Annotated in this window: 14 protein-coding genes; 5 read left to right on the top strand and 9 right to left on the bottom strand. The window is 70.4% G+C overall.

Features of this window, described 5'->3' with window-relative positions:
- Positions 1-2: 2 nt before the first annotated feature.
- From ACH34S_RS29735 to ACH34S_RS29710, 6 genes are all read right to left on the bottom strand, one after another.
- Positions 3-473 carry a nuclear transport factor 2 family protein gene (locus ACH34S_RS29735; RefSeq protein ID WP_395956135.1) on the bottom strand — a complete coding sequence of 157 codons (471 nt, stop codon included), beginning with the start codon at positions 471-473 and terminating at the stop codon, positions 3-5.
- Positions 474-506: 33 nt separating this feature from the next.
- Positions 507-1,463, bottom strand: a complete 957-nt coding sequence (locus ACH34S_RS29730; RefSeq protein ID WP_395956134.1) for an SGNH/GDSL hydrolase family protein — start codon at positions 1,461-1,463, stop codon at positions 507-509.
- Between the two features lie 35 nt (positions 1,464-1,498).
- Positions 1,499-2,224 carry an SGNH/GDSL hydrolase family protein gene (locus ACH34S_RS29725; RefSeq protein WP_395956133.1) on the bottom strand — a complete coding sequence of 242 codons (726 nt, stop codon included), beginning with the start codon at positions 2,222-2,224 and terminating at the stop codon, positions 1,499-1,501.
- A gap of 61 nt (positions 2,225-2,285) precedes the next feature.
- Positions 2,286-2,543, bottom strand: a complete 258-nt coding sequence (locus ACH34S_RS29720; protein ID WP_395956132.1) for an acyl carrier protein — start codon at positions 2,541-2,543, stop codon at positions 2,286-2,288.
- Between the two features lie 491 nt (positions 2,544-3,034).
- Entirely contained in the window at positions 3,035-4,054 is a 1,020-nt protein-coding gene (locus ACH34S_RS29715; RefSeq protein WP_395956131.1) for a sulfotransferase family protein, read from the bottom strand.
- A gap of 112 nt (positions 4,055-4,166) precedes the next feature.
- Positions 4,167-5,762 (bottom strand): alpha/beta hydrolase, encoded by a 1,596-nt coding sequence (locus ACH34S_RS29710; RefSeq protein WP_395956130.1) that lies wholly within the window; start codon positions 5,760-5,762, stop codon positions 4,167-4,169.
- A gap of 499 nt (positions 5,763-6,261) precedes the next feature.
- On the opposite strand from ACH34S_RS29710, the gene ACH34S_RS29705 reads away from it, so the two are divergent.
- The 3 genes from ACH34S_RS29705 to ACH34S_RS29695 are packed head-to-tail and all read left to right on the top strand — an operon-like array spanning position 6,262 to position 13,957.
- Positions 6,262-6,984, top strand: a complete 723-nt coding sequence (locus ACH34S_RS29705) for a hypothetical protein (protein ID WP_395956129.1) — start codon at positions 6,262-6,264, stop codon at positions 6,982-6,984.
- A gap of 22 nt (positions 6,985-7,006) precedes the next feature.
- Positions 7,007-9,070: a flotillin family protein gene (locus tag ACH34S_RS29700; RefSeq protein WP_395956128.1), complete on the top strand. Its 2,064-nt coding sequence runs from the start codon at positions 7,007-7,009 to the stop codon at positions 9,068-9,070.
- 21 nt (positions 9,071-9,091) lie between these two features.
- Positions 9,092-13,957 (top strand): DNA repair ATPase, encoded by a 4,866-nt coding sequence (locus tag ACH34S_RS29695; protein WP_395956127.1) that lies wholly within the window; start codon positions 9,092-9,094, stop codon positions 13,955-13,957.
- A 29-nt stretch (positions 13,958-13,986) separates the two neighbouring features.
- Here ACH34S_RS29695 and ACH34S_RS29690 read toward each other — a convergent pair whose 3' ends face one another.
- Together ACH34S_RS29690 and ACH34S_RS29685 are read right to left on the bottom strand one after the other, a co-directional pair.
- Complete coding sequence (locus ACH34S_RS29690) at positions 13,987-14,271, bottom strand: hypothetical protein (RefSeq protein WP_395956125.1); 285 nt, start codon at positions 14,269-14,271, stop codon at positions 13,987-13,989.
- 169 nt (positions 14,272-14,440) lie between these two features.
- Positions 14,441-15,235, bottom strand: coding sequence for an ATP-binding protein (locus tag ACH34S_RS29685; protein ID WP_395956123.1), 795 nt, complete (start codon positions 15,233-15,235; stop codon positions 14,441-14,443).
- A gap of 323 nt (positions 15,236-15,558) precedes the next feature.
- Here ACH34S_RS29685 and ACH34S_RS29680 point away from each other — a divergent pair, with 323 nt between their 5' ends.
- Both ACH34S_RS29680 and ACH34S_RS29675 read left to right on the top strand, forming a co-directional pair.
- Positions 15,559-16,428 (top strand): helix-turn-helix domain-containing protein, encoded by an 870-nt coding sequence (locus tag ACH34S_RS29680; RefSeq protein WP_395956122.1) that lies wholly within the window; start codon positions 15,559-15,561, stop codon positions 16,426-16,428.
- Positions 16,412-16,621 carry a DUF397 domain-containing protein gene (locus ACH34S_RS29675; protein WP_395956121.1) on the top strand — a complete coding sequence of 70 codons (210 nt, stop codon included), beginning with the start codon at positions 16,412-16,414 and terminating at the stop codon, positions 16,619-16,621. The genes ACH34S_RS29680 and ACH34S_RS29675 overlap by 17 nt, the downstream gene beginning before the upstream one ends.
- Here the strand turns inward: ACH34S_RS29675 and ACH34S_RS29670 are convergent.
- Positions 16,618-17,397 carry a hypothetical protein gene (locus ACH34S_RS29670; RefSeq protein WP_395956119.1) on the bottom strand — a complete coding sequence of 260 codons (780 nt, stop codon included), beginning with the start codon at positions 17,395-17,397 and terminating at the stop codon, positions 16,618-16,620. The genes ACH34S_RS29675 and ACH34S_RS29670 overlap by 4 nt on opposite strands.
- Positions 17,398-17,649 lie beyond the last annotated feature (252 nt).

The following is a 17,649-nucleotide window of genomic DNA, read 5'->3' as shown; positions in this document are numbered from 1 at the left end:
CTCTAGCGCTGAGCAGGGTCGGACGGGTCCCCCGATCCCTCCGCCGCCTCCATCCGCCGCCCGACCACCCGGGCGAGCGTCATCGCCGCGGGCAGCGGGCGGACCATGACGGTCAGGCCGGTGACGAGGCCGGTGTCGCCGAACCTGAGCAGGTCGAGCCCCTGGACGGCCTTGCCCGCCACCCGTGCCGTGAAGATCAGCGCCAGGGGCGGGGCGGCGGGCGTGGCCGGGGCGATCGGGAAGCCGCCGCCCGTGGGGTCGGCGACGGGTGCGGTGCCGGTGAGCTCGTCGGTGTAGCGGAAGTCGTCGAAGACCTCCAGCAGGACGCCGAGCAGCGCGGTGACCGGCTCGCGGCCGAGGTAGGGCTTCACCATCACCGGACTGTGGAACTCGATGCCAGGGTCGAGTGCCATGGTGATCGCGGCGAGGTCCTTGGCCTCCACCGCCTTCCGGAACGTTCCGCGGGCCGTCACCTGAGCTGCTCCCTTCACCCGCCAGCGGACGGGTCAGTTCATCGTCTGAGGCGGAACGGTGTCGGCGGGGGACGCGCTGTCCACGGAACCGGGCACATGATCGGAAGGCGGCGGGCCGGGGAGCGGTGGGCTGGAAGGTGGCGGGCTGGAGGACGCCGGGCTGGGGGGCTGCGGGCTGGGGGACGGCGGGGTGATGAGCATGCGGGCGGCGGGAGCCGCGGTGGGAGCGGCGGCGCGGGCGAGGTCCGCGGCCCAGGCGCGGTAGCCGGCGGGCGACGGGTGGAAGCCGTCGGAGGCGAACAGCTTGCGGTCGCGGGCCATCGCCTCGTCCATGGGGGCGTGGACGGCGCCGCCCGCCACGGCCACGTCCCGCATGATCCGGTCCATGGACCGTGCCCGCGCGCCGAGGACGAGGCGCAGCGGCTGCGGTATGGCCGGGAACCGGTGCACGGGCGGCATCCCCGCGACGACCAGGGTCGCGTCCGCGTACCTGCCGCGCAGGACGGCGATGAGGTCGGCGAGGTCGGCCGTCCAGCGGCGCAGCGGCCGCCGCCGGATCAGGTCGTTGATCCCCACGGTGACGACGACCAGATCAAGGACCGGCGGGCCCTCCGCGGCGGGGACGAGGCCGGTCGCGACCCGTCGCGCCGTGGCGCCGTTCTCGCCGGTGACCGACCAGGCCACACTCCGCCGCAGCCGCTCCTGCAGCGCCTCCGCGAGAAAGCCCGGCAGCGCCTCCGCGTGCAGGGACGCCCCCACCCCGGCGGCCGTGGACTCGCCGATCACCACCACCCGGAACGCGGGACCGGACGCGGGGTTCGCGCCGGGGACGAAGCCGTGCTCGTCGCCCGTCGCGGGGTCGAGCCTGGGCGTGCGGCGCACCGTCCGCCATGCCTGGACGGCCAGAACCGGCGCGAGCGGGACGAGCATCATCGACTGGGGGACGCGTGTTCGCCAGCGTCCGTTCAAGAAGGTGAATGGTTTCTTCATCTCTATCCCAGACTAGGAAAATTGGCCCCCGAGGCTTAGATCACCCGCTCGGCGAGCAGGCTTCGTGCGATACCAGCGATCACCTCCGCGACATAAGCGTGCCCTCTCGGGTTGAGGTGGATTCCATCCGCGCTCCACATCGCGGGGTCGGCGACTTTCGCCACCGATTCGCGTGCGGGAAAAGAATTTCCGAAGTCGAGTGCGGCGCGGCCGAGCTCCTCGTTGAAGTCGTGAATCCGCTGGACGGTGCGTTTCTTGCGGAACTGCGACATCGGGGCCAGGTCGAGCAGCGGCGGGCGCGGCACCGGGATCGCGAGGGTGACCGCGCCGATGCCGGCGGCCCAGCCGAACAGCTCGTCCAGCCGGGCGGCGGCGGCCGGGCGCTCGAACCCGCGCAGCGCGTCGTTCATGCCGCAGCCGAGCACGACCAGGCCCGGCCGCAGCGCCCGGACGGCGGGCAGCTGGTCGCGGACGACGTCCTCGATCGTCGCGCCCGGGTCGGAGGCGTTGAGCATCTCCTCGCGGGGAATGCCCAGGTGGCGGGCCAGCCGCCCGGCCCAGCCGAGCCATCCGCCGGCGGGGTCGGGATCGTCCTGCCCCTCGGCCACGCTGTCGCCGAGCACCACCATGGCGGGCGCGACCGCACCGGGCTCGGCGGGCCCGGCCGCGGGCACGCCGACCTGCGGAACACCGGCCGCGGGCACGCCGACCTGGGGCATGCCGGCCTCGGGACGGCCGGCCTCGGATACGCCGCCGCCCATCACACGCCGCCGTCCAGCGCACCGCCGTCCATGGCACGGGAACCCATCGTGCGGGCGCCCATCACGCGACGAGTTCGAGCAGGTAGTCGGTGAGGGCGGTCACCGTCTCGCGGCGGCGGGCCTCGGCCACGTCGACCTCGACCTGCAGGTGGTCCTCGATGTCGCTGATGATGCTGATGGCGTAGACCGAGTCGACGCCATAGCGCGCCAGTTCCACCGTCGGATCGATGTTTTCCGCCGGCTTGTCGAGGTAGAAGGCGATCCTGTCAAGAAGCCACGATTGCAGCTCGCCGTGGGAAATTGTTTCCGATCTGGTCACCGCACTCCTCCTTATGTCAGAAGGATCTTCGCGGGCATTAGTGATTGCACCGCAAGACGAGCAACACGCAACATACAGGGATATGGATGTTGTGTCTCAGGTCCACATGTGAACGATCGGACACAACCATGTCTCCGTTCCGTAAATTATGTCATTGACACGGTAAATCGGCGCAAAGTTACCGCTAGGTAACCCCTTCCGTTAAGGGACCCACCGAAGCCGTGATCCAAAACCGCCGTCCCCCTGCGTCCCAGGGATCCGTTCCTTCTCGCGCGCCGCATGGCGGCACGCGACCTGCGCCGTTCCCCAGCGGACCCGCCGCGCCCGGCCACCGCGGGCTCGGCCGGCGCGCGAGCGGTACGGCACGTTCCATGAGAATTTCGGACAACTGAACGGCGCGTACAACACGATGCGGCAAGGAGCGCCTTGCCTAGAGGTAAGGGTCACCTTGCGGTGAGGTCAGCTCCAGGCGGCGTCGGCCCTTGTCAGGGTCAGTTCCCGTCCAAGCGGTCGGGCACCGGAACCGGGCCCCGCAGCAGGGAGACGACCGGGTTCGGCTCGCGGGACTGCGCGAGCCGGTCCAGCGCCGCGTGCATGCGCCGCGACCGCCAGCGGTGCGCCGCGAGCCGGTGGAACCGCGCGAGCTCCGCCGCACCGGGACGCGCCGCTCCCGTCAGCGCGTAGCCGTGGTCCAAGAGGCGGGACGCGAGGACGTGCTCGACGAGGTCCGCCTCCGGACCGTGCAGGCGGTCCCGCCACGCCCCGACGTTGCGGCTGTTGGGCTCCTCGTGCGTGCGGAGGTGCCATCGGCGCGCGGACGGCACCGTGCGCCGGGCATGCCGGTACGCCTTGGTCATCTCGGGGTCGTACTCCTCGTCCAGGAAGATGCACAGCCTCTGCAGCTCGTGCTCCGGATCGGCGACGAGGTCCTCGTACCGGAGCTCGTAGAAGGTGCCGGGCCCGAGGCGCGGGCCGAGCCGCTTCCCCATGTCGACCGCCTCCCGCCAGGTCAGCGCCGCCGCGTAGATGTCGCCGTCGAACCACGGCATCCGCATCAGCGAGCTGACCGCGTCCCGGCCGTCGCGGACGAGATGGACGAACTGCGCGTCCGGGAACATCCGCCGGAGCATCGGCACCCGGCGGAAGTAGCTCGGCCGCTTGTCGCCCCAGCGCGGCTTGCCGTGCCGCCGCGCGTAGGCGCGGAAGACGATCGCGAGCGCGGACCCGAGCGTCGGGGGCCCGTGCACGATCTCCTCGATCACCTCCTCGGCGTCCAGCTCCAGGACCCGGAACTTGGTGTCCCCGCGGGTGATCCACTCGGCCAGCGCCCGCCGGTTCGCCTCGTCCTCCAGATCGCCGAACCGGTGCCGCGCCTCGTACGAGGTGTACACGAACCGCGTCTCGGACGGGAACGCGATGCGACGGTGCGAGTGCAGCATCTGCTGCAGCAGCGTCGTCCCCGACCGGGGGCACCCGAGGACGAAGATGGGGCGGCTGATCTGCGGATTCATGGGCGGCGAAGGTACCCGCGCCGGCTGAGACGAAGCCCAAGGCGACATCAACGAAGGCTGAAAATTCCTCCGGGCCTCCTCGATCGTGCGACGGTCCGCGGCGTATGTCCGCTCAGCGCGTCCCGTCCGGGTGGGCGCAGCCGACGTCCGCGGCGGGCAGGACGCCGGTGCGCAGGTAGGCGTTGACGATGCCGTCCGCGCACGGGACGGGGGTCAGCCCGTCGGCGCCGCGCCCGTAGACGCCGTGGGAGCGGATGTCCGCCGAGATCAGGCGCGAGCCCTTGAGCCTGCGGTGCATGGCGACGGCGCCCGCGTACGGGACGTTGTTGTCGCGCTTCGCCTGCAGGAGCAGCAAGGGGACCCGGTTGCGGATCTCGACCCCTGGTTCACGCGGCCCGGTTCTCCAGAACGGGCACGGGAAGATCGCGTTGGCCGTCGTCGCGAAGACCGGCTGGGTGCGGCGGGCGCGCTCGATGTTCCGCCAGTACCGCTCGGGGTCGGACGGCCAGCCCCCGGCGGGCCAGCCGCCGTCGCCGCACAGGATCGCGTTGGCGCTGTTGAACTGGTTGTCGAGCTCGGGGCTCGGGGTGTTGAACACCTCCAGCCACATGCGGAGCTCGGGGGTCGGCTCGACGGTCCGGCCGCCGGCGGCGTCGACCAGGTTGCGGACGGCCCTCGCCAGCACGTCGTCGTACTCCTCGGTGCTGACGAGCTGGCGCAGGATCAGGCCGAGCGCGCTCGCGTCCAGCGTGAAGCCGCCGATGCGGAGCGGGCCGCCGTCCACGTGCCTGGACAGCCTCTCTACGGTCCCTCTGACCTGGGCCGGGGTGCGTCCGAGGCGGTAGCCGGCGGAGCGGCGGGCCGTCCAGGCGGCCCATTCGTCCAGGCCCCGCTCCTGGGCCGGGCCGGCGGCCTGGAAGTTCTCGTACTGCGTCAGCGCCGGGTCGGTGACGCTGTCGATCACGATGCGGTCGGCGTGCCGGGGGAACATCTGGGCGTACACCGCGCCCAGGTCGGCGCCATAGGAGATGCCGTAGTAGGACAACCGGCGCTCGCCCAGGACGGCGCGGATCAGATCCATGTCGCGGGCGACGTTGCGGCTGGACGCGTGGGGCAGCAGCGCGGCGTTGTCGCCGTGCTCGTGGCAGCGGCGTGCGGTGTCGCGCGCGTTCCGTACCGACGCCTCGAACGCTTCGCGCCGGGAGTGCGTCGGCTGCGCCTTCGGGGACACGCCGCAGTAGATCGGGGTGCTGCGGCCGACGAACCGGGGGTCGAAGCCGATCAGGTCGTAGCGGTCGGCGGCGTCCTTCATCGAGGATCTGAGGTGCGCCGCGTAGTCCAGCCCGGGGCCGCCGGGCCCGCCCGGGTTGGCGAGCAGGATGCCGCGCCGGTGCGCGCCGTCCCTGGCCTTGATCCGGGAGATCGCGAGGTCGATGGACCGGCCGCCGGGGGCCGCGTAGTCGAGCGGCGCCGTCACCCGCGCGCACTGGGCCCCCGCCTTGACCAGTTCGGCGGCGTCGGCCGGGCACGCGCCCCAGTCGAGGTGCTGGCCGAGGTAGCGCGCCAGCCCCGGCGACTGGGGCGGGGACAGGGACAGGGAGGGGGTCGGACGGATCGGCGGGATCGCGGCCGAGGCGCTCCCCGTCCAGCCGACGAGACCGGCGGTGACGATCGCGGCGGCGGCCATCGCGGTACGTGGATGGGTCATGGGTTCGATCCCATCGGCTCGCCCATCGAAGATCATTACGGCTGGCACGTGGCCCGTGGTGGGGGCAGCCCCACCTAGCCGCTTTCCGCCGCACGGGCCGGCCGAATGGCAGGGTTCGGACTCCCGCCATTCTGTCTCGCAACAGCGAGCCGTCCAGGAAAAGACTTCCCTTACGGCGAGAAATAGGCTAAAGTAACGATCGGTGTGCCGGGAAGTCTGGTCGGCGAGGCAGGTCCTGTCTCCGACCAGAAGGAGTTTGATGACTCCCCGGCACTTTTGTTTTGCGCTGCGTGCGCCGCTTGCGCCGCGACCCGCCGTCTTCGCCACGCCGCACGGCCTGACCGCCGCGGCCTGGGCGAACGCGTTCCCAGATAGCTGAGCCGTACCCGCTCCACCCCTTGACCGGGGTCTTTTTCGCACCACCTTTCCCGTCCGGTGACGGCGTTTCCTGGCGTCCCGGCGCGGTCAATGACGGCTCGAAGCGGAAGCGTGCAATCACATGGGCGAATTCATCGATGCGGCGTTCGGTTTCCCGGCCGCGCTTTTCACCTTCTCTCTCTTCGTCGTCACCGGTTACTGGGTGCTCGTCCTCCTCGGCGGCCTCGGAATCGACTTCCTCGGCGGCGCCGATGCCGACACAGGGGCCGGCATCGGCGGCGAGACCGGGGCCCTGGACGGCGCCGGGACCGAAGACGCCGCGGACGGGTTCGTCGCCGAGCGGCTGGCCTTCCTCGGGCTCGGCGGCGTCCCGGCCACGGTCGCGCTGTCGCTGCTGATCGCGCTCGCGTGGTTCGCCGCGCTGTCCGGCTCGGCGCTGTCCGAGAGCCCGCTCGCGCGGACGCTCGTGCTGCCGGTGGCGCTGGCCGTCGCGTGGTTCGGGACGCGCGTCGCCGTCCTGCCGCTGCGCCGCGTCTTCCAGAGCCCGGTCGCGGGCTCGCTCCGCGACTTCGTGGGCCTGCCCTGCGTCATCCGCACCGGGCGGGTCGGCCCGGACTTCGGGCAGGCGGAGGTCATCGCGCCCGACGGGTCGTCGGCGATCGTCCAGGTGCGGCAGCCCGCGATGGACGTCCCCGTCGCGGGCGCCGCGGCGGGGTCACCGGAGGGCGCCGGGCTCACCGCCGGCACCAAGGCCCTGATCTTCGACTTCGATCCCGCCGGCCAGTTCTTCTGGGTCATGCCGCACGACGCGGCCTTCGACCCGCCCGAGAACGCCTCTTACTGACACCCAGCAGACAGGGATATCGATGGACACCATCACGATCGGAGCCGGTGTGCTCCTCGCGCTCGCCCTGCTCGTCGCCCTCGGCCTGATGCTGATGGTGACCCGGCTGTTCCGCAAGGTCGAGCAGGGCCGCGCGCTGATCATCTCCAAGCTCCGGAAGGTCGACGTCACGTTCACCGGCGCGGTCGTGCTGCCCGTGCTGCATCGCGCCGAGTTCATGGACATCTCGGTAAAGACCATCGAGATCGAGCGCACCGGACGCGACGGGCTGATCTGCAAGGACAACATCCGCGCCGACATCCGCATCACGTTCTTCGTCCGCGTCAACAAGACCGTCGAGGACGTGATCAAGGTCGCGCAGGCGATCGGCACCGAGCGCGCCAGCAGCCGGGACACGCTGCAGGAGCTGTTCGCGGCGAAGTTCTCCGAGGCGCTGAAGACCGTCGGCAAGCACCTCGACTTCGCCGACCTCTACACGCGCCGCAACGAGTTCCGCGACCACATCATCCGGGTCATCGGCACGGACCTGAACGGCTACAGCCTGGAGGACGCGGCGATCGACTACCTGGAGCAGACGTCGCTGCTGTCGCTGGACAGGACGAACATCCTCGACGCCCAGGGCATCCGGAAGATCACCGAGCTGACCGCGATCGAGCACGTCCGGACCAACGAGCACGCCCGCAACGAGGAGAAGGAGATCACCCGCCAGAACGTGGAGGCGCGCGAGGCGATCCTCGAGCTGGAGCGCCGCCAGGCGGACGCCGAGCTGCGGCAGGCGCGCGAGGTCGAGACCGTCCGGGCGCGGGAGGAGGCGGAGATCGAGCGGGTGAAGGCGGAGGAGCGGCTCCGCGCGCAGACCGCGCACATCCGGACCGACGAGCAGCTCGGCGTCCAGCACGAGAACAAGGAACGCGAGGTGTCGGTCGCCGCGAAGAACAAGGAGCGGGTCCTCGCGATCGAGAGCGAGCGGATCGAGAAGGACCGCGTCCTGGAGGTCATCGCCCGCGAGCGGGAGACGGAGCTGACCCGGATCGCCGCCGACAAGGAGGTCGAGGCGGAGAAGCGGGAGATCGCGAACGTCGTCCGGGAGCGGATCGCGGTGGAGCGGACGGTCGCCGAGCAGGAGGAGGGCATCAAGCGGCTCCGCGCGGTCGAGGAGGCCGAGCGCGCCCGCCAGTCGGTGATCATCCACGCGGAGGCGGAGGCGCAGGAGAACCTCGTCAAGGACATCAAGGCGGCCGAGGCGGCGGAGGCCGCGGCGCAGCACCGGGCCCGCGAGGAGCTGACCATGGCGCAGGCCCGCCAGGAGGCCGCCGAGCTGGACACGCAGGCGAAGATCCGGCTGGCGGAGGGGCTGCGCGCCGAGGCCGCCGCGGCGGGGCTCGCCGAGGTCCAGGTCCGGGAGCGGGACGCGGAGGCGATCGAGAAGGTCGGGCGCGCGGAGGCGGCCGTCGCGCGGGAGAAGGCGCTGGCCGAGGCGGCGCGGATCCGCGAGAGCCTCAAGGCGGAGGCGGAGGGCCTGACGGAGAAGGCGGGCGCGATGGCGGCGCTCGACGACGCCACCCGCCAGCACGAGGAGTACCGGCTGCGGCTGGAGGCGGAGAAGGACGTCCGTCTCGCGGGCATCGAGGTGCAGCGGCAGGTCGCGGAGGCCCAGGCCGGGGTTCTCGCCGCCGGGCTGGAGAACGCCGACATCAACATCGTCGGCGGCGACTCGGTGTTCTTCGACCGGCTCGTCGGGTCGATCGCGCTCGGGAAGGGGGTGGACGGGTTCGTCCAGAACTCCGAGGTCGCGCGGGCGGTCGCGGGCCCGTGGCTGGACGGCTCCGGCAGCTTCACCGACGACGTCGCGAAGCTCCTCGGCTCGCTCGGCGCGGGTGCGGGCGGCGTCCGGGACCTGACGCTGTCCGCGCTGCTGCTCCGCCTGATCAGGTCGGGCGGCCCGGACGGCCCGGCCCTCCAGAACCTCCTGGACACGGCCCGCCGCCTGGGCGTCGCCGACGCCCCGCTGTCCGACGCGCCGCTGCCGGATGCGCCGCTGACCGTCGGCGAGCCGAACCATGCCGTGAACGCCGTCCCGAACTGACGCGCTGGATAGGAGGATCCGTTGACTGAGGACGCCAGGACGGCCACGGGCGCAGGGGCGGCGGCGGGCGGGGAGCTGGACCACGGCACGTACGAGGTGCTGCGGGCGCGGCTCGCCGAGCACGCCGGGGAGCTGGCGCGGCGGGCGGAGGCGCTGAACGTCCGGCGGCTGGAGGTGTTCGGCGGCGCGGAGCTGCGCCCGGCGGGCACCGGACGGATCCGGACGGAGCACAGCTGCGTGCCGCGCGACGTGGTGGCGCTCGGCGACGTGCTGCTGACCGGCTACAACGTCTTCCTGGGGCTGAAGCCGGAGACGGCGGTCGAGGACGTCTTCTCCCTGCACCGCCGCACCCGCAGCGAGAACGGCACGGCGTTCGTCCCGGCCGGGGCGGACGCCGTGCCGGGCCTCCTGGACGATCCGAGATTCCAGCGCGACTTCGCCGACATGCACCGGTACTACCGGCAGGCGCGGCTGCTCCAGCTGCGGCTCGTCGACGGGCGCCTGCTCGCGGTGTTCCAGACCGGCCCGCGACTGACCGACCTGCGCGTCCTGCGCTGGCGAACATCTCCGGACGGCCATGTCGCGTACGAGGACAACCAGGGCGAACGCGACCACGCGTTCCCGCCGCCGCACGACGTCGACTGGATCGAGACGACCCGCGACGACCACGTCCTCGGACGGCATCCGCACATCTCGATCGGCGGCGAGGTGTTCGTCGAGACGATCGGCGGCACCCTCACCGTCAAGATCGAGGACAACACCGGCACCGGCGCCGGGATCTACTCCGAGCCGGTGGACGAGCCGCTGCAGGCCCTCGCGGACGCCGACGTCCTGTACGCGCGGGTCGGGGCGCTGATCCTGCTGCGGATCCGGCCGTACAACGAGACGGCGTGGCGGCATCTGGTGTTCAACGTCCGGACGAAGGACGTCGTGCGGCTCGACGGGATCGCGCAGGCGTGCCGCCGGCTGCCGGACGACCACGGGATCATCTTCCCGGGCGGCTACCACCTGGAGACCGGCGCGGCCAAGACGTTCGACACCGACGTGCGGGGGCTGGAGTACGAGCGCGCGGTCCGCTCCCCCAACGGCGAGGACGTCCTGTACGTGTTCCACTCGCGCGAGGACGGCCGGTCGCTGCTGCTGCCGTACAACGTCATCCGCAAGCAGGTCACGACACCGATCACATGCCACGGATACTCGCTGTTCGGGGACGGAAGCATGGTCGTCCTGCGGGCTCTCTCGGGCGAGCCCGCTCGCGTCCATCCGCTGCAGGTGTGGGCTACGCCGTTCGCCTCCGACGCGCACGCCGCAGCGCAGCCCGTCGGCTCGGGCCCGCTGGAGCGCATCGGGAACCCGGACCTGGTCCGCGGAGTCTCCGAGTGCCTTTCCATCGCGCGGATGGTGGACGAGATGTCGCCGTCGACGCCGGTGTTCGAGGCGCTCATCGCGGCGTGCACGCGGGCGTCCGACCTGTACCCCTGGCTCACGGCGGACGACCTCGGCGACCTGGCCGCGCCGCTGGCGGACGTCCGCGCGACGGCCGGTCAGGTGCTGGACGAGTACGAGAAGGTCCGCGCCCTCACGGGCCAGGCATCCGCGTCGGTGACGGAGGCGGGCGAAGCCGTCGCCGCCCTGGTCCGCCGCTCGCGGGCCGAGGTGCCGGAGAGCGCGGACGCCTGGATCACGAGGCTCTCCGATTTCCGCCGCGCCCAAGGACGCCTGGAATCCCTCCGCGACCTCCGGTACGTCGACACAACCCAGATCGACGAGCTCTCCGCGACCGTCCAGGCCGAGCTGGGAAACGCGGGGCAGGCCGCGGTCGGGTTCCTCCAGCACGCGGACGCCTTCACCAGCTACCACGCCGAGGTCGGCCGCATCACCGAGGCAGCCCGCGCCATCGAGACCGCCACCGACGCCGCACCGCTCGCCGACCTCCTCGACGCGCAGCACGAGGGCCTGGAGATCGTCACCGAGGTCGTCGGCGAACTCGACATCACCGACGCGACCGCACGCACCGCGATCCTCGAACGGGTCGGCGAGGTGCTCGGCGGCCTCAACCGGGCCCGCGCCGTCCTGGACAACCGGCGCCGCGACCTCCTCGCCCGCGAGGGCCGCGCCGCGTTCGCCGCCGAGCTGGCACTGCTCGACCAGTCCATCGCCGGGGCCCTCGCCACCGCCGCCACACCCGAAGACTGCGACGAGCAACTCGGCCGCCTGCTCCTCCGCCTGGAAACCCTCCAGGCCCGCTTCTCCGACCTGGACGACTTCCTCGCCGAGCTGGAGACGAAGCGCACGGAGGTCTACGAGGCGTTCTCGTCCCGCAAGCAGACACTGCTGGACGAGCGCGCCCGCCGCACCGACCGGCTCATCGAGTCGGCCGACCGCATCCTGTCCGGCATCCGCCGCCGCGCCTCCGCGCTCGCGTCCCCGGACGAGGTCGCCGCGTACTTCGCCACCGACCCCATGGTGGCGCGGCTCCGCGCGATCGCCGACGAGCTGCGCGCCTTGGACGACGCCGTCCGCGCCGAAGAACTGGACGGCCGGATCAAGGCCACCCGCCAGGAGGCGGGCCGCGCCCTCCGCGACCGCCTGGACCTGTACGGCGACGACGGCGGCACGATCCGGCTCGGCCGCCACCGCTTCGCCGTGAACACCCGCCCGATCGAGCTGACCCTCGTCCCGCACCGGGACACGCTCGCCTTCGCGATCACCGGCACCGGCTACCGCGCCCCCGTCCGGAACGACGCCTTCGCCGCGACCAGCCACCTGTGGGCCCAGACCCTGGTCTCGGAAACACCGGAGACGTACCGCAGCGAGTACCTGGCGACATCGATCCTCGCGGAGACGGCCCCCGACCTGCTCGAACGCGCCGCGGCGGACGGGCACCTGCTCGCCCTGGTCCAGGACACGGCCGCCGACCGCTACGACGAGGGCTACGAGCGCGGCGTCCACGACCACGACGCGGCCCGCATCCTGGAAACACTGCTGCGCCTCCACACCGACGCGGGCCTGCTCCGCTACCCGGGCCCGGCCCGCGCCGCCGCCCAGCTCTTCTGGACGTTCGGCGCCGAGCCCGCCGCCCGCATCGCCTGGACGACCCGCGCCCGTTCCCTGGTCCGCGCCCGCCGGACGTTCGGCCACTCCGCCGCCCTCCCCGACCTGGCAGCCGAGCTGACGACGTCCATCACCACCTTCGCCGAGCGCACACACCTGCCCGGACGGGACGCACCGCTCGCAGCGGAGTACCTGATCGAGGAGCTGGCGACGTCCCCCGACGGCTTCGTCACCAGCCAGGCCGCCCGCGACCTGCTGAAGAGCTTCGGCCAGAAACACCGCACCGCCCTGGACGATGACCTGCGCGCCCTGGGTGACGACCTGGCCGCCCGCCACCAACTCACCGAAGCCTGGCTCCACTCCTACAGCGAGAACGACGACGACATTCCAGAGGCCGTAGCCACCGTCCTCTGCCCCGTCACCCGCTACGACTCCCCCGCCGCGCTGACCGCCACCATCGACGATCTCCTGGGCAACCACCCCCGCATCACCGACCGCCGCCTCGGCCTCCGCCTGGACGAGCTACTCACCCGCACACACCATTTCCGCACCGAACGGGTTCCGGCGTTCCGCGCGTATCAGAAACAGCGCAACGACCTGATCGCGGCGGAGGAGCAGCGCCTAGGAATCGCCGCCCTAAAGCCACGCACGATGAGCGCGTTCGTCCGTAACCGCCTAGTAGACGAGGTGTACCTGCCCCTCATCGGCGACAATCTCGCCAAGCAACTGGGCGCCGCAGGCGACGGCAAACGCACGGATCACATGGGCCTGCTCCTCCTCATCTCCCCGCCCGGATACGGGAAGACGACCCTGATGGAATACGTCGCCGACCGCCTGGGCCTCGCCCTCGTCAAGGTGGACGGCCCCGCCCTAGGCCACGAAGTGACTTCCCTCGACCCCGCGAAGGCCCCGAACGCCACAGCCGCCCGCGAGGTCGAGAAAATCAACTTCGCTCTCGACATGGGCGACAACGTCATGCTCTATGTGGACGACATCCAGCACACGTCGCCGGAATTCCTCCAGAAGTTCATCCCGCTCTGCGACGCCCAACGCCGCATCGACGGAGCAGCGCGCACCTACGACCTACGCGGCAAACGCTTCGCCGTCTGCATGGCCGGAAACCCGTACACCGAGTCCGGGCGGCGCTTCCGCATCCCCGACATGCTCGCCAACCGCGCCGACGTGTGGAACCTCGGAGACGTCCTGTCCGGCAAGGACGACCTGTTCGCGCTCAGCTACATAGAGAACGCGCTGACCTCGAACCCCGTCCTGGCTCCCCTGACGACACACGACCGCACCGACATAGAACTCCTCGTCCGCCTGGCCTCCGGCGACGAGACCGTCCGCCCCGACCGCCTTTCCCACCCCTACTCCCAAACAGAACTGGACGAGATCCTCTCCGTCCTAGGAAAACTCCTCCACATCCAGCAGATCGTCCTAAAGGTCAACCGCGCCTACATGACGTCCGCTGCCCAAGACGACTCCGCCCGCACCGAGCCCCCGTTCCGCCTCCAGGGCTCCTACCGCGACATGAACAAGCTCGCCGAACGCGTCCTCCCGGTAATGAACGCCGCTGAGCTAGAGGCCGCCATAGACGACCACTACAAGGCCGAATCACAAACCCTCACCTCGGACGCCGAAGCGAACCTCCTCAAACTCTCCGAACTCCGAGACAAGCTCACCTCACCCCAGGCCGAACGCTGGACAGAGATCAAGGCCGCCTACCAACGCTCCCAAACCCTCGCAGGAAACGCCGAAGACCCATCGGTAGGCGCCCTACTCCACCTGGCCGACAAACTGTCCGCCATAGAGCAAGCACTGAACGCACGCTGAGCCAAGGCGGGCGCGCGGCCCGCCTTGGCTCACTCGTCCTCACCGGCCTGCCGCTCATACTGATCCCACAGCTCGAGCGACTCGATCAGAATGCTCTCCACGTGCTCGGCCGCCTCCCGGTACGCCATCGCCCGGCCCGCGCATACTCCCGCGTCCCACACCCGCCCGTCCCGCGACCACACCCGCGACCGGGCGGCCTCCATCTCGGCCAGGACCCGCCACGCGTGCGCCTCTTTCGGGAACATCTCGAACGCCTCGCGCGCCTGCGGCCCCAGCCCCGAGAACAGGAACACGACGTCCGGCCACGCTTCCACCTGCGGCTCGCCCTCGGCCGGACGAGCCCGTGGCCACAGTCCCCGGACCACTCGCGCCACGATCGACCTCAAACCGTCCCATCCCTCTGGTGTCTCTCCGAGCCCGCCCATGCGCCGACCGGGGACGCGAGCTGCGGGAGCACATCGCGTCCCCGGATGCGGGACGGCCTCAAGCGGTGAACGTCGCGGCGCGCGCGGTCTCGATGTGGCCGACGATCCGCTCGGCCGTTTCCTGGAGATCGGCCAGCGGTCGGCGTACGTAGTCGGCGCCGTCCCGCCACGTGAAGACCTTGGGCTCCACCCAGACATTGAGCGCCTCGGCGTTGATGACCGAAACGCCGGTGTGGTCGCTCCGCCACGAGACGGAGACGCCGCGCGCCCGCAACGCTTCGACCAGCCAGAGCGCCGCACGGCCAGGGGCCATCGGACGCCGCGCGGGCCACGTCGCGGACACCGGCAGCGCGAACCACACGCACTTCCCCAGCACCGCGGACGCGACCCGAGAGCGAGTGATGTGCGCACCGGTCGCGGAGGTGAGGGCGGCGACGATGGTCAGGCCCTTGCCGTGCTCGTCGAGCAGCTCCGCGCCCGCGTCCACCGGCCACGCATTGCGGTGCACGTCGAAGACGGACACGACCAGCTCGGACGCGGGCCAGGTGCGTCCCCACACCCACAGCTCGGGCAGGCCGGCCGCACCGCCGCGCGACTTGACCGTGTGGACGTGGACGTTCGTGGCCAGCTCGGACACGGCGAGCTGGGCGTCCTCGATCGGCTCCTCCGGGAACCCGAGCTGGCGCATCGTCGCCGCCAGCAGGGAACGCGCTCGAGACGCGCAGGTCGCGTCCTGCGACAACTGAAACGCACACGCGCCACCGGCCACGATGTCGGCCGGTCTCCCCGCCGCCTTCGCCCCCGCGACGGGTACCGCCACGCGGGCACGCGGCGGGTCCATAGGATCGTTCATGGGTCGGACCTCCGTTGTCCGATCAAGGTCTTGGACCGGTGTGGCACCACCGGTCCAAGACCGCCTCACACTTTCTCGGGCGAACGGCGCCGGACTGGCCGCCGTCCTGCACGCGCTCCCTCACCGCGCAAGTCCCTGGCACGGGACTCGACCCGCCGCATGCGCGTCACCTGTGGCAACTCTGGGCGATCAAGAGACAGCAGAGCGTGTTGACCACATCATGCACCGAATCAGGTTGACGGTCTATGCACTCGTTCATTTTCATCCAACCTTCTTCATCAGTTCTGCCACGTGATCATTTTCGTGCTGCCACACTGAGCGACATGCCGAACGCGCAGAGTCCAACAGTCAGGCATCGTCGCCTCGCCCGCCAGCTCCGCGAAATACGTGTACAGGCCGGGCTCTCCATGGAGAGAGCCGCGGCCGCGCTCGGCTGGAGCCGCCCGAAGCTCGTCCGTTTTGAGACGGCGAGGACACGCCCCAAGCCGGCGGACGTCGAAGCGATGCTCGACCTGTACGGCGGCGACGAGGCCGTCAAGCTGGCTCTCATGCAGCTCGCCCGAGACATCCGCAAGCGCGGCTGGTGGTCGGCGTTCACCGACGTCCTTGCCGGTTCGTTCGCCGAACTGGAGGATGACGCATCCCAGATCCGCAGCTGGCAGGTCCAGTGCGTCCCCGGGCTTCTCCAGACCAACGACTATGCGCTCGCCCTCCTCCGTATCCGGAGTCCCGAAGACTCCGAAGAGGTCATGCTGAGGCGGCTCCAAGCACGAATGGCCCGGCGCACGATCCTGGAACGGCAGGACGCTCCGTCCTTCACCGTTGTGCTGGATGAGGCCATCCTGCGGCGCATGGTCGGCAGCCCCGAGGTCATGGCACGTCAGCTTGAGGAATTGGTGAACGCTGCCCGCAAGCCGAACATCAGCGTCCGTGTCCTACCTGTCGCGGAGGGCGAACACGCGGGGATGGACGGGACCTTCGTCATCCTGAGTTTCCCTGGCGAACTCGACCAGGACGTCGTCTACCTGGAGGACATGGGCGGCGGAATCTACATCGAAGACGTCGGACAAGTCGCCCGTTGTAATGTGAGGTTTGACCGCATATGCGACCAGGCCCTGTCCCAGGAGGACTCGGCCACACTGATCGCCACCGTTGCCAAGGAGTACCGGCAAGCTCATGAGTCTGCGCAATGACCTCTCCAAAGCCAGTTGGCGCAAGTCCAGCCGGAGCAGTCCCAACGGAAACGACTGCGTCGAAATCGCCAGCCTCCCCGGGCTAGTCGCCATCCGCGACTCCAAGAACCCCCACGGTCCCAAGCTCCTCCTCACCCCCAACACCTGGCGCCACCTGGCCAAGCGAGTCACCACCGGCGAACTCGACGTCTAGGAGTCGGTCTTCGACCGGTGTTCTTGCCAGCTCGCGAGAGCGGTGTGGACGTCTGCGTGTGGCTGGTGTTCGGCTAGTGAGAGCCGGGTTCGGAGGAACACCGACAGTGCGGCGTCGGTGACGTTTCGCCATGCCGGGATCTGTCGGGCCCACTCCTCGGCTTGTCCGGGCGGGTGCCCGGCTTGGATGAGCCGGACCACCAATGAAGCGGTATCGAGCCAGTCGGCGCCCCGGGTCGGCCAGGCCCAGTCGACGACCCGCAAGCGCTCGCCCACCAGGATGTTCCCGGCGGTGAGGTCCGTGTGGACGAGCGTGTCGCCTTCAAGTAGTCGCAGGTTGAGTCCGTCCGCGAATGGCGCCCATCGTCGTTCCACCGGCAGGACGGGAAGGCGGGGACGGCGCACCTGCGAGAGGTCAGTGACGAGTCTCGCGATGTCGGGCAGGTCCTTCGACTCGGCCCCGAGATCGGCGTGGCGGCCGTGGACGTACTCGAACAAGAGCAGCAGCCACCCGGACGCTTCGATGTGCCCGAGCAGCCTCGGAGCGATCCGAGGAAGGTAGGGCTGCACCTTGACCTCAATGCGCCGAACCTCGGCCCGCCGCCCGCCAAGGTGAATGCCCTTCAAAAAGACCGGGTCATTCGCGGTACGCAGAATGGCGACGATTTCTGCACCGAGCCCAGGTCGGGCTGGTTCCGCCGAGAAGACCTCCCCGACGCGGCGGCTCACGGCGATTCGCAGCGAAGCAGGGAGATCTTCCCAACGGGAGCAGGTCACGACACGAAGGCTATGGGCTGTCGTAGCACGTGGCGCGCGGCGGGCGGTGGCCGTAGCTGGTCCGCTGGGTGGGGCGGGTGGGGCTTGACGATCTTCGGGGCTGGTCCGGAAAATTCAGGCGTTCCCTCGCCGGGAATCGCCCGCGGGGACGCTTGGAGAGGGTTTTTGGATGCCGCTCGCCATCGATCGCAATCAGAAGGTCGTTTTCGCGCACAGAAAGAACTTCGTTGGTAAGCCGAGTGGTCCCAGCAC

Origin of the sequence: Actinomadura sp. 3N508, assembly GCF_044326375.1 — a bacterium.
Lineage (GTDB): Bacteria > Actinomycetota > Actinomycetes > Streptosporangiales > Streptosporangiaceae > Spirillospora.
Note: the sequence above shows the minus strand (reverse complement) of the source record. Positions and strands in the feature narration are given on the sequence as shown.

Coding starts and splice junctions, on each gene's coding strand:
- ACH34S_RS29710 (WP_395956130.1), bottom strand. CDS start 5,762: ATGACCCATCCACGTACCGCGATGGCCGCCGCCGCGATCGTCACCGCC.
- ACH34S_RS29675 (WP_395956121.1), top strand. CDS start 16,412: ATGAGTCTGCGCAATGACCTCTCCAAAGCCAGTTGGCGCAAGTCCAGC.
- ACH34S_RS29725 (WP_395956133.1), bottom strand. CDS start 2,224: ATGGGCGGCGGCGTATCCGAGGCCGGCCGTCCCGAGGCCGGCATGCCC.
- ACH34S_RS29685 (WP_395956123.1), bottom strand. CDS start 15,235: ATGAACGATCCTATGGACCCGCCGCGTGCCCGCGTGGCGGTACCCGTC.
- ACH34S_RS29680 (WP_395956122.1), top strand. CDS start 15,559: ATGCCGAACGCGCAGAGTCCAACAGTCAGGCATCGTCGCCTCGCCCGC.
- ACH34S_RS29705 (WP_395956129.1), top strand. CDS start 6,262: ATGGGCGAATTCATCGATGCGGCGTTCGGTTTCCCGGCCGCGCTTTTC.
- ACH34S_RS29700 (WP_395956128.1), top strand. CDS start 7,007: ATGGACACCATCACGATCGGAGCCGGTGTGCTCCTCGCGCTCGCCCTG.
- ACH34S_RS29730 (WP_395956134.1), bottom strand. CDS start 1,463: ATGAAGAAACCATTCACCTTCTTGAACGGACGCTGGCGAACACGCGTC.
- ACH34S_RS29715 (WP_395956131.1), bottom strand. CDS start 4,054: ATGAATCCGCAGATCAGCCGCCCCATCTTCGTCCTCGGGTGCCCCCGG.